An 11,272-nucleotide genomic window follows, 5' to 3' on the forward strand; every position below is an offset into this window, starting at 1 on the left:
ATCACTGCCATTAAGTTAAGGATTTTTCCGTTCGCCCTGAGCCTGTCGAAGGATGAATGGAAAAATCCTGGGTCGATAAGTTAAGCCGTCCATGGTTCGACAGGCTCACCACGAACGGCTTAACTTAATGGCAGTGACGCAGAGCATGGGAACGATAAGTGTCGGGGGTCTAACTAGCTACGATTTTTGTTAATTTGCCTGACGATACTGAGTGCCGCTTAGGATCTTAATTATTTGAAAATAATAGTTCCCGAAATAAAAACATGCCGGTCACTAATACGTTCGACTTCAAAGTTTAGGCCGGCTTCGCGCAATTGTTCCTCGATTTCTTCAGGCGTAAATGCCGCCAATAACGAATGATAAAAATCGCGTTGTAAAATTTCGGGCTCCTTAGCGGCATATTTTTCAACAATTTCTATGGCTTGCCGATCGCTTTGAGGTCGGAATAAATCCATAATGGCAATCCTAGTTCCATTGCCGGCGTAGCGCTTGATAAAGTGCCACAAGGCTTGCGGTTCCGGCAAATGGTGTAACAGACTATTGCTAAAAATCAAATCATAACGGCTTCGAGACAATGAAACCGTTGGTAATTTACCGTGAATAAAACGAACGCGCGCGCTCAACTCACTCGGCATAATTGATTCGGCATAGTCAAGCATCGCTTTCGACCCGTCCAATGCATCGACCAGAGCCGATGGGTAAATCTTTGCAAAACGGCAACTGATATCGCCCGGACCGCAGCCCAAATCCAATGCATAACCATCGAAACCACTAACGCCAACCAAGGCGTTCAAATTTTGCATAAAATGATCATTGGGCTCCGAAAAATCGGCTTGCGCATAGGCTTGCACCTGTTTGGGATCTTCCATCAATTCAGGCTCAAGTATTCGCTGCAATAATCGGTGGCTATAATGCTGATGCTCTGGGCTTATTTCGAGTTGATTCATCATTCCTAAGCAAAACCTCTGTTGCCTTGTAGGCCGCCGGTATGTATGGCGACAATTCGTCGACCGGCAGGAAAGAAGCCTTTCTCGATTAGGTCGTAGATCCCGTAAAACATTTTTCCGGTATAAATCGGTTCCGGTAGCACCGAGGTCTCGTATAAAAATTGCTCGATAAATTCGATTAATTCAGGCTTGGTTCGCGCAAAACCGCCGAAATGATAATCGGTGACGATATCCCAATTCTCCCGGGGCTGAGTCAACAGCGCCTCTACATCACGCTTCAAAAAAGAGCCGCCTTTTAGCGCCGAGAAACCGATGACTTGGACATCGGGCCGAACCGCTTCGATAATGCCCGCCAAGGTTGTTCCGGTTCCGCAAGGACAACAAACGACATCGTATGGAATATCGATTTCCGAAACCAGCTCGGCCACACCTTGCAAAGCCAAATCGACCGATCCCCCCTCCGGCAGCCAATAAGCGTTGGTATCGATTCCCGGCAAACTATTCCAATGTTTGTATTGCCTGAGATTGCGATAGTCTTCACGCGATACAAATTGCAGACGCATTCCCCAGCGCCGCAAATCGATTAAGGTTGGATTCGACTGTGGCTCGCCGCGAATAAAACCTTCCGTTTGAATACCAAGCCGGCGGCCGACATAGGCCAAGGCATGTAAATGATTCGAATAGGCGCCGCCCATGCTGACGATTTTAATCGCACCTAGCGACAAGGCATGGTTGAGTATGTATTTAAGTTTACGCCATTTGTTGCCGGATACGATAGGATGCAACAAGTCATCGCGTTTAATCCATAACTCGACCTGCCTTCTGTCCAGACACGGAGCTGAAACCTTTGTTAAAATCGAACGTGTAAATTGATTTTCGAGTGCGATAAGTTTAGGGTGCATCTATGTGCGGACGGTTTAATTTAATCACGACGAGCGACACAATCATCGAACATTTCCGGCTGAAGCGTTTGCCGAATTACCGGACCGATTACAATATACCGCCGGGTCAAAAAATTCTGAACATCGTACAATTGGAGGACGGTAGCAACAAAGGCGTTTATTTGCATTGGGGCTTGATACCGTCCTGGAGCAAAGACTCGAAAATCGCCAACCGCTTAATTAATGCCCGGGCCGAGACCTTGGCCGACAAACCCTCGTTCAGATCCGCTTATTCTAAACGCCGTTGCCTGATTCCCGCTACCGGCTTTTACGAATGGCAACAAACCGAAACCGGCAAACAACCTTATCATGTGCATTTTCCAGATAATCGGCTATTTGCGTTCGCAGGGTTATGGGAGCATTGGGAAAACGGCAACGAAACCATTTACTCCTGCACGATCATTACATGCCCGGCCTTAGCACCGGTTTCAGACATTCATGAACGTATGCCGGTTATTATCAACCTTGAAAATTATGGCGATTGGCTGGATAAGCGAAAATTCGAGACCGAAGTGCTCGCATTCGATCAAGCCATTTGTTATCAACAAATGGAATTGACGCCGGTTAGCCAGCATGTCAATAATCCGGTTCATAACGATGAAGCTTGCATTCAACCGATTCAAATAGCGCATTGATGAACCGCAATTTCATTTTCTCGGAAACAAAATAGGCTAAAGACCTTGCTAAAGCTCACTAAAAAGGTGTAGGGTTATTCATCGCGGACTTAAGTTATCAAATAAAGTTCGACTCGATCTTAAAAAGGATATGTGGCGTAACGGCTCGGGCCTAATTTGCCTCAAGGTGCAGAGTCGTTATCCTTAAGCGGAGACATGAAGTCGCCTAAATATCAATGACTTACAACAATGTCATTAAAACTGAATACATTGGAAAATTTCGTTTTTACAATGAAACCGATAAATAAACCATCACGGCATATTTATCGACTAAGGGACGGAAACAACCTAAAACTTCGGCAACCGATTCGAAATGCCTATCTGGTCGAGCTGGGTGGCATAAGGGAATTTCAAGCGGCTTTGCTCGACTACACGAGGATAATCAAGTGAACGTTTAATTATGTTACACATGCAATCGGTCGCTAAAGCTATATTTAATTATGTTCCTTAAAATTTACTATAACAACATCACAAAAGAGGGTATTAATATGAAACTATTGAAAACAATGACCATAGGTTTATTGATGAGCGCCAGCCAGATGGTGATAGCCGAGGATCATTCCGCGGTGGCATTGGAACATGCGCATGCCGCGGTCGAGCACGGCAAACTGGGTCACGCTCCGATTCTGGTCGAGCACGCCGAAGCTGCTTTAGAGCATGCATTGAAAGCAATGGAAAGCGCGGAAGGCGAGGAAAAAGCGCATTTGGAAGCCGCCATTAAAGTACTGGAATATTCCATCGAACATGGCAAAATGGATCATGCCGACATAGCAACGCCACCAGCCGAAGAAGCAGTTGAACACATTCAAAAATCGACTCAAGCCAAAGGGTCGGCTGCTGCGGGAGAAATTGCGATTGAAGCTCCTAAAGAGACTCCAAAATCGTCATCAGGCAAATGGCCAGTCACCGGCTATAAGAAAATAAATCAATAAACAATTTATACCCATCGTGGATCAAAATTCGGCGCCGGGGTGATCGTCAAAGGACGCCGTGAATACGTCCATGTAGGCTCTTTGCCAGCATCCATGCCGGCAAAGCCTTTACCGATCTACTTAAGCATCGCCGAAATTTGAAGTGCGAAAGGTATATTATCGGGTAACCGAAAACGCAACAAAGCTCATAACAAGGTTCGAGACGGACATCCGTCTCGAACCTTGTTAATCAGGACAAGCGATTCCTCAATACTTCTACCGTATCGTCGGTCAACGGCTGCCGCTTATCGTCCCATGGCACGCCATCCAACTCCTCGGCTAAAATATCGATCGTTTCGATAAAATCGTCGAATACCGCCACAGGATCGTCGACTTCACGCGGCTGCATAAAAAACACCAAACCCGGTGTCGTGAATTTCTCCATATCCCGGTCGGGAAATATGCCCGGCTCAACCATGCTAGCCACGCCGAAATCGACCAAGCCTCTGCTATCCAATCGTTCGTAAATCTTAATATTGCCGTAGACCAATCCGACACTGTCGAAAGCCAAAGCCAGATCGGTGCCGTTAAATCCTTCATCCGCGGCAGCTATCAAACTAAATTGAATCAACGCAGGCAATTGATCTTTCGTTTTTTTGGCTTGATGCGACTGCGTCGATACATCGGTTGCCGATTGTTTGCCGGGCTCGTAGCCGTATCGCGTTTCAGTCGAATAATCCTTGAAATCGACCGAATCATCATTGTCTTGCGCAGAGTCGAGCGGCACGATGTCGAATTCGTCGTGTTCGGGATGCAAGGCCAGCGACGGATCGATATTCCGTACCGACTCCTTATCATCGAAATAAAAACCATCCCGCCGGGATTTTTTGCCTTTGAAATAAGACCACAGCAACATGACCGCGATCACAATCAACCCCATGACAATAATAACCATTCTTAAAATTTCTTTATCCATTAGCTTTCCGCCAGACTCATTGCTTCTTCGATATCCACCGCGACCATGCGCGACACTCCGGGCTCTCTCATCGTAACACCTGCCAATTGTTTTGCAATCTCCATCGTCACCTTGTTATGCGATATAAATAAAAACTGCACGGCCGCAGACATTTCTTCGACCATTTTCGAAAAACGGCCCACGTTAGCATCGTCCAGTGGCGCATCGACCTCGTCCAACAAACAAAACGGCGCCGGATTGAGCTCAAAGATAGAAAATACCAACGCAACCGCCGTCAACGCTTTTTCGCCGCCCGATAACAAATGAATCGAACTGTTCCGCTTACCGGGCGGACGGGCGATGATATTGACACCGGCCTCCAATACATCGACTTCAGTCAATTCCAGGTAAGCCTGCCCTCCTCCGAATAGCTTCGGGAATTTTTCTTGCAAACCGCTGTTTATTTTATCGAATGTTTCCCTAAAACGCTGCCGGCTTTCTTTATCTATTTTATTGATCGCTTCCGTGAGAGTATCCAAGGCTTCGGTCAAATCGGCATGCTGATCGTCGAGAAACTTCAGGCGTTCCGACTGAACTTGATATTCATCGATCGCGCTCAGGTTAATCGCACCCAACTTATCGATTTGAGTTGCTAATGCATCGACTTGCGATTTCCAGCCCTCTTCATTAGCGTCTTCCGGTATTCGCTGTAATACCTGTTCGGGCTCGGCATCGATTTCATTTAACTGTTCGGTGATTGTTTGCCGCCGAACCTGACACTCTTGCTGCTCGAAACGAAGCTTGTCCAAGCTTGCTTTCCGTTTTTCCAAGTCGCGCTGAATTTGCGTATGTCTCTCGGTTAAACCGGCGATGGTTTGTTCGGTTTCCTCGAGTAATTTTCTCGCGGCCTTCAGATCCTTCTCAAGTTTTTCTTTATCGGTACGGTATTGTTGCAATAAGAGCTTTTCATCGTCAATCGGCGCGGCCGTGTCGACGAGCTTTTGTTCCAGTTCTGCGATACGCTCGCCGGCTTGTCGATTTTGCAGGCTTAAGCGTTCGATTTGTTTTGTCGTCAAAGACTCTGAAGAACGCAATGATTCGATCTTCGACTGATAACTGAAAACCTGTTGCTTAATTTCCGAAGCTCGAGCTTCGGCGGTTTGCAGCTTAGTTTGCAAAACCCGGTTAGCCTCTTCCAAGGCTTCTTTTTGTTCATCTAGTCGATACAAATGTTGCTCGGCTTGTTGCAATTTCATTTCGGCTTCGGCTTGCATTTCGGCCTGTTCGGCGGTTTCGGCGACGATTTCATCGATTTCGTGACGAACCTGCGCCAAGCGCCGTTGTTGCTGCTCGTGCCGGGCCGATTCCGCGCTCAATTCGGCGCTTTTAGCCGATAGTTCCGATCCGAGTGCTTTTTCCTCGCGCTGCCAGGTTTCCCGATGAGCTTCGGCATCTTTCAAGGCTTGCTCGGCATCTTCGACCCGCTCCTCGAGTTGCTCAATTTGTTGTTGCAATTCCGATTGGCGAAGTTTTAACGACCGCAATTCCTTTTCGCGCTGTAACACGCCGGTTTTGCTGTCTTTAGTCCGAATGATACGCAGCCAACCGCAACCGATCCAAGTGCCGTCGGGTAGAATAATCGATTCATAAGGCTTGAGCGAAGACGCCATCGCCTTTGCAGCGGCCAAATCGTTCGCACAATAAATACCGGTCAACAAGCCATCTAAATTCCAAGGTGACTTAACTTTGTAGATCAATGCCGGCAATGAGCCTTGTTGCGAATCGCCGTTGAACTCTCGAGTTTGAAACAGCGTCACCGAATCCTCGGTCAGGTTTTGCAATACTGGAAACAGTGACTCGGCATCCTCAACGCAAACCGCCTCGAGATAAGCACCCAGTACGGTTTCGAGCGCATGATCCCAGCCGCTTTCGACTTCGAGCAATTCCGCCAGACGTTTATTATCCGTCAATTGGGCTCGATCCAACCATCCGGCCAAATGCTTGTTATCCTTCCCCATCGCATGTTGCTGCAACAACTCCAGCGATGAAATCTTGCCGTTGATACCATGCAGCTCGGAGCGCAAGCCGTGCAACTCATGATTATTTTGCTTAAGCTGTTGGCGTTGTTCCTGGATGCGTGCCAATAAATCCTCCAGTTGCCCATGCATCTCATCGCGCTGATCTTGAAGTAATTCGACCGTTGCAGACAAGTCTTCGATAGCCGCTTGTAAATGGCTTGCGGTCAATTCGCCCTGCTCGGTATACAGTTTATCTAAGCGCCCTTGCAGTTGGCGACTTTGACTATCCAACTGTTGGATTTTAACCCGTTCGATTTCTGCTTGTTCCTTAGCGCCCGAACTTGTCGCAAGATAAGACTCCCATTGCCGTTGCCAAGTACTTTTTTCATCCTGCGCTTGTTGGCGCGCCGCGTCCGCATCCTCGGCGCGCTCCTGGCTCAGCGCCAATGCTTCATCGGCTTCGAACAAGGCTTGTTTAATTTCCTCCAACTGCAGTTGATCGTTATCAAGCTCGTTAGCCGACTGCTCGAGTTGCCGCCTGAGCCGGTCAATCTCGACCACGATCTCCTCATGGCTTTTTTGATTCAACTTGATCGTTTGCTCCAAACGACCGACTTCGGAGGACGCCTGATAATAGTCGCCTTGCGTGCGATTCATCGCCGCTTGCCGATTCTTATGTTCGGCGCGCGCGGCTTCGATCGCGGCGTCGGTCTCGCGCGCCGCAACGAACAAGCGATTATGTTCTTCGGCAACTTCACGTAACTGATCATCCAATTTCCGCAAGGATTGATGATAACCATTCCAACGCATCGCGAGCAATTCCAATTTGAATTGACGCTCTTGCTGCTTTAGGCCGGTATATTTTTCGGCTTTTTCGGCTTGTTTTTGCAGATGTTTCAATTGTTTTTCGACTTCATCGCGCAAGTCGGTCAAACGTTCCAGATTTTCCCGCGTATGCTGCATGCGCGACTCGGTTTCCTGACGCCGCTCCTTGTACTTGGAAACGCCTGCCGCTTCCTCGATATGCACACGAAGTTCTTCCGGCTTGGCTTCGACCATGCGCGAAATCGTGCCCTGTTCGATGATCGCATAACTTCTCGAACCGAGCCCGGTGCCGAGAAACAGGTCGGTAATGTCCTTGCGTCTGCAGCGTGCATTATTTAAGGCATACAATGACTGCCCGTCACGGCTGACCTGGCGTTTGATCGAAATTGTGTTGTATTTCGCGAACTCGCCGCCGGCCTTGCCTTCGCTGTTATCGAATATTAATTCGACCGATGCGGTACCGACCGGTTTACGCGATGCCGAACCGTTGAATATCACATCGACCATGCTGCCGCCGCGCAAATGCTTGGCCGAACTCTCCCCCATCACCCAGCGAACCGCATCGATGATATTGGACTTGCCGCAACCATTGGGCCCGACGATCGCGGTTAAATTGCCGGCAATCGGGATCACGGTCGGATCGACAAACGATTTAAATCCTGAAAGTTTGATTTTTTCCAGTTTCATTACTGGTACAATGCTGCTTGGTTTAAATGGAAATAACCGGGTATTATTAACGATATCCGGATTAACTTCGACTTTTTATTTTTGCTTTTTATCATCGATACATGACGACACAACCCAGCACACAGCTCGAAACCTTCGACAACCCAAGACCCGGCAGGGATTTTACGATTCGCATCGACATCCCGGAATTCACCTGCCTGTGCCCTAAAACCGGCCAACCCGATTTCGCGACGCTAACAATCGAATATGTTCCAAGTCAACTCTGCGTCGAACTCAAATCGCTCAAACTCTATATGTGGTCCTTCCGCGACCGGGGCGCATTTCATGAAGCAGTCACGAACGAAATTCTCGATCATATAGCCGCGGCGATCCATCCTAACTTCATGCGTATCCGCGCGAATTTCAATGTGCGCGGCGGCATTTACACGAATGTGATCGCCGAACATAAAAGCCCCGACTGGCAAGCGCCGGAACCGGTGCATCTGCCCTAAATTTTTCGATGGCGAAGACCTATTACAATGCCGATATTGCCGTCGCGCTCAAATACGACGGCAAGCATGCGCCGAAAGTCACCGCAAAAGGCGAAGGTCTAACCGCCGAACAGATAATGGCCATTGCCGACCAACACGGCATTCCGCTGCAAGCCGAACCCGAGTTGGCCCGAATTCTGGCTCAGGTACCGCTAGGCGAGGAAATCCCCCGAGAACTCTATATCGCGGTCGCGCAAGTGATCGCGTTCGCTTACTTTCTGAGCGGCAAAACTCCTGAAAATTTCACGAACCATGACGATTAAAGAAACCCTAACCACCCTGCCCCAATATGTTTTGCCTCATCATACGCTCTCGCAGTTGATGAGCAAACTGACCCATTGCGAAAACAAGCGTTGGAAAAACCTGTTCATCAAGCAAATCATACGGCACTACGGTGTCGACATGAGCGAGGCGCTCGAGCCGAATATCGACGCCTATGCCAGCTTCAACGAGTTTTTTACGCGCCAATTAAAACCCGAAGCCAGACCGATTGCCAACGAACCCGGCGCGATCGTTTCGCCGGCCGACGGCGTCGTCAGCCAGGCAGGCAAAATCATGGACGGCGATATTTTCCAGGCCAAAGGTAAAAGCTTTACCGCAACGCAGCTACTCGGCGGCGATGACGAACGCGCCGAAGCATTCAAAGACGGTTCGTTCGCAACCATCTATTTGTCGCCTCGCGATTACCACCGTTTGCACATGCCGCTGACCGGAACCTTGAAAGAAATGATCCATATTCCAGGCCGTTTATTCAGCGTCAATGCCGCAACGACCAACAGCGTACCCGGGCTGTTCGCGCGCAACGAGCGTGTCGCGGCGATCTTCGATACCGAAGCGGGCCCGATGGCTTTAGTATTGGTCGGCGCGATCTTCGTATCGAGCGTCGAAACGGTTTGGCACGGTGTGGTCACGCCGCCAACGATCGAAAAAGTCAGAACCTGGCATTACGAAACCGATGCTCCGCAGTTGAATATCGGCGAGGAAATGGGCCGTTTCAACATGGGCTCGACGATCATCGTCTTGTTCGGCAGAGACAAAGCCGACTGGCAAGCCGATTTTACGGCCGACAGCCCGGTGAAATTAGGCCAATTGATCGGAAAGACCTTAGGGTAAAACGAAACATTGAGGACGAGTTATAAACCCGTCCCGCCGAGGGGAATCCCGTCGTCTAATTTTAGAACAGCGATGAGTACAGCAGTGTGAGCCGAAAATCCTCTCAAATGTCACGATCGATTAATCTTGCCGTTGCAATCGTGCTGTATTTGAGTCTGTATCACTGGTTGGGCGGCGAAATCGGCCTTGCTGGCGGCGGTATTGCCATATTGGTCACTATCGCCTGGTTATGGCTCAGCGAGGCGCTCCATATTAGTGTGACCGCGCTATTAGTCCCCTTGCTGGCCTCAGCGAGCGGCATAATGGCTTTTGACGAAGCGTTTAGCCAATTTGCCGACCCGGTTATTTTTCTTTTTCTCGGCAGCTTCGCTCTCGCCGGCGGCTTACAGAAACAAGGGCTTGATCGCTGGATTGCGGCCTCGGTGATTGCAAAGGCGGGCAGCCGTGTCGATATCGCATCGCGCTATCTATTCTGGTTAACCGCCGTCTTATCGATGTGGATCAGCAACACCGCAACCGCCGCGATGATGCTACCGCTGGCGCTCGGCCTGTTATCGCCTTTAAACCCCAAGGAATTCCGCTCGACCTACATCTACATCCTGCTCGGAGTAGCGTTCTCAGCCAACATCGGCGGCATAGGAACCCTTGTCGGAAGCCCGCCAAACGCTATTGCGGCATCCACTGTCGGTATCGATTTCGGCCAATGGATGCTGTTCGGTCTACCCACTGTATTGCTCATGATGCCGCTAATGGAATTGGCCTTACGCATTGCGATTAGTCCGAATTTACAGGTCGATATAGAAACTCCGGAGCACGAAATCCTTTGGTCTCGATCTCATACTTTAATGCTGGCGGTATTTTTCCTGACGGTAGGACTTTGGGCATTCGGAGCACCGCTGAATCGATGGCTGGGCATCGGCCGCGGTTACGATGCGGCGGTAGCCCTATTCTCGCTGATTTTGATGCACGGATTGCGTTTAGTTCATTGGAAAGATATTGAGGACAACGTCGACTGGGGCGTATTGCTGCTATTCGGCGGAGGCCTTACACTCAGTCTCGTTTTGTCCTCTAGCGGTGCGGGCGCATGGCTCGCCGGACAACTCGGCGGCCCATTTGCCGCGATGCCCGTATTAGGCTGTCTGATGTTGATGATCATATTCGCCATGCTGCTTACCCAAGTTGCCAGTAACACGGCTACTGCGGCGCTGCTGATACCTTTGTTTATCGGTATAACTCCTCAGATCGATAATCAATCGATCGCTATCGTGGTGGCCATTACTACTTCTTGCGCCTTCTTGCTTCCGGTCGCAACGCCGCCGAATGCGATAGTTTTCGGTAGCGGCTTAGTGTCGCAAAAACAAATGATCCGTAGCGGTTTATGGGTCAGCCTATTCCTTCTGCCGGTGTTATTCGGAATCGCAGCCGTGATTCGGTAGCGAGTGACTCGGTTATCATTTATACCCTTTGCTTGTCAAATTTCGGTGCCGGGGTGCCCGTCAAAGGACGCCGTAAATACGTCCATGTAGGCTCTATGATAGCATCCATGCTATCAAAGCCTTTGCCGAACACCCCGGCACCTCCATAGGCAATGCCGAAATTTGAAGTGCAAAAGGTATAATCCTAAAAAGAGCAGTTGGCATGTGTTGTAGACCGTTCGTGCTGAGTAAAGTC

Annotated in this window: 10 protein-coding genes; 6 read left to right on the top strand and 4 right to left on the bottom strand. The window is 49.4% G+C overall.

The window, feature by feature from the left end; translation table 11 throughout:
- Positions 1 to 230: 230 nt before the first annotated feature.
- Entirely contained in the window at positions 231 to 950 is a 720-nt protein-coding gene (locus EQU24_RS12290) for a class I SAM-dependent methyltransferase (protein ID WP_235726371.1), read from the bottom strand.
- A gap of 2 nt (positions 951 to 952) precedes the next feature.
- Positions 953 to 1,849, bottom strand: a complete 897-nt coding sequence (locus tag EQU24_RS12295; RefSeq protein WP_017839216.1) for a 1-aminocyclopropane-1-carboxylate deaminase/D-cysteine desulfhydrase — start codon at positions 1,847 to 1,849, stop codon at positions 953 to 955.
- Between the two features lie 2 nt (positions 1,850 to 1,851).
- Here EQU24_RS12295 and EQU24_RS12300 point away from each other — a divergent pair, with 2 nt between their 5' ends.
- Both EQU24_RS12300 and smbP read left to right on the top strand, forming a co-directional pair.
- Positions 1,852 to 2,523 (top strand): SOS response-associated peptidase, encoded by a 672-nt coding sequence (locus EQU24_RS12300; protein WP_017839215.1) that lies wholly within the window; start codon positions 1,852 to 1,854, stop codon positions 2,521 to 2,523.
- 527 nt (positions 2,524 to 3,050) lie between these two features.
- Positions 3,051 to 3,494, top strand: a complete 444-nt coding sequence (gene smbP / locus EQU24_RS12305) for a small metal-binding protein SmbP (protein ID WP_017839213.1) — start codon at positions 3,051 to 3,053, stop codon at positions 3,492 to 3,494.
- Between the two features lie 229 nt (positions 3,495 to 3,723).
- Here the strand turns inward: smbP and EQU24_RS12310 are convergent, their stop codons facing one another.
- Together EQU24_RS12310 and smc are read right to left on the bottom strand one after the other, a co-directional pair.
- Complete coding sequence (locus EQU24_RS12310; protein WP_017839212.1) at positions 3,724 to 4,449, bottom strand: cell division protein ZipA; 726 nt, start codon at positions 4,447 to 4,449, stop codon at positions 3,724 to 3,726.
- Positions 4,449 to 7,958, bottom strand: coding sequence for a chromosome segregation protein SMC (gene smc / locus EQU24_RS12315; protein WP_014148099.1), 3,510 nt, complete (start codon positions 7,956 to 7,958; stop codon positions 4,449 to 4,451). Before smc ends, EQU24_RS12310 begins: the two co-directional genes overlap by 1 nt.
- Before the next feature lie 101 nt (positions 7,959 to 8,059).
- Here smc and queF point away from each other — a divergent pair, with 101 nt between their 5' ends.
- The 4 genes from queF to EQU24_RS12335 all read left to right on the top strand — a co-directional run bounded on the left by queF (position 8,060) and on the right by EQU24_RS12335 (position 11,037).
- Positions 8,060 to 8,449 carry a preQ(1) synthase gene (gene queF, locus EQU24_RS12320; protein ID WP_017839211.1) on the top strand — a complete coding sequence of 130 codons (390 nt, stop codon included), beginning with the start codon at positions 8,060 to 8,062 and terminating at the stop codon, positions 8,447 to 8,449.
- Positions 8,450 to 8,457: 8 nt separating this feature from the next.
- Positions 8,458 to 8,751: an EscU/YscU/HrcU family type III secretion system export apparatus switch protein gene (locus EQU24_RS12325; RefSeq protein WP_014148097.1), complete on the top strand. Its 294-nt coding sequence runs from the start codon at positions 8,458 to 8,460 to the stop codon at positions 8,749 to 8,751.
- Positions 8,741 to 9,601 (top strand): archaetidylserine decarboxylase, encoded by an 861-nt coding sequence (gene asd, locus EQU24_RS12330; protein ID WP_017839210.1) that lies wholly within the window; start codon positions 8,741 to 8,743, stop codon positions 9,599 to 9,601. Before EQU24_RS12325 ends, asd begins: the two co-directional genes overlap by 11 nt.
- A gap of 107 nt (positions 9,602 to 9,708) precedes the next feature.
- The gene (locus EQU24_RS12335) at positions 9,709 to 11,037 is read left to right on the top strand and encodes an SLC13 family permease (RefSeq protein WP_017839209.1); all 1,329 of its coding nucleotides are present in this window, start codon (positions 9,709 to 9,711) and stop codon (positions 11,035 to 11,037) included.
- Positions 11,038 to 11,272 lie beyond the last annotated feature (235 nt).

The sequence above is a fragment of the Methylotuvimicrobium buryatense genome, assembly GCF_005931095.1.
Lineage (GTDB): Bacteria > Pseudomonadota > Gammaproteobacteria > Methylococcales > Methylomonadaceae > Methylotuvimicrobium > Methylotuvimicrobium buryatense.

Bases quoted from the DNA above. Each gene is read 5' to 3' on its own strand.
- smbP (WP_017839213.1), top strand. From the start codon at position 3,051: ATGAAACTATTGAAAACAATGACCATAGGTTTATTGATGAGCGCCAGC.
- EQU24_RS12310 (WP_017839212.1), bottom strand. From the start codon at position 4,449: ATGGATAAAGAAATTTTAAGAATGGTTATTATTGTCATGGGGTTGATT.
- EQU24_RS12325 (WP_014148097.1), top strand. From the start codon at position 8,458: ATGGCGAAGACCTATTACAATGCCGATATTGCCGTCGCGCTCAAATAC.
- EQU24_RS12300 (WP_017839215.1), top strand. From the start codon at position 1,852: ATGTGCGGACGGTTTAATTTAATCACGACGAGCGACACAATCATCGAA.
- EQU24_RS12295 (WP_017839216.1), bottom strand. From the start codon at position 1,849: ATGCACCCTAAACTTATCGCACTCGAAAATCAATTTACACGTTCGATT.
- EQU24_RS12335 (WP_017839209.1), top strand. From the start codon at position 9,709: ATGTCACGATCGATTAATCTTGCCGTTGCAATCGTGCTGTATTTGAGT.
- queF (WP_017839211.1), top strand. From the start codon at position 8,060: ATGACGACACAACCCAGCACACAGCTCGAAACCTTCGACAACCCAAGA.
- asd (WP_017839210.1), top strand. From the start codon at position 8,741: ATGACGATTAAAGAAACCCTAACCACCCTGCCCCAATATGTTTTGCCT.
- EQU24_RS12290 (WP_235726371.1), bottom strand. From the start codon at position 950: ATGATGAATCAACTCGAAATAAGCCCAGAGCATCAGCATTATAGCCAC.
- smc (WP_014148099.1), bottom strand. From the start codon at position 7,958: ATGAAACTGGAAAAAATCAAACTTTCAGGATTTAAATCGTTTGTCGAT.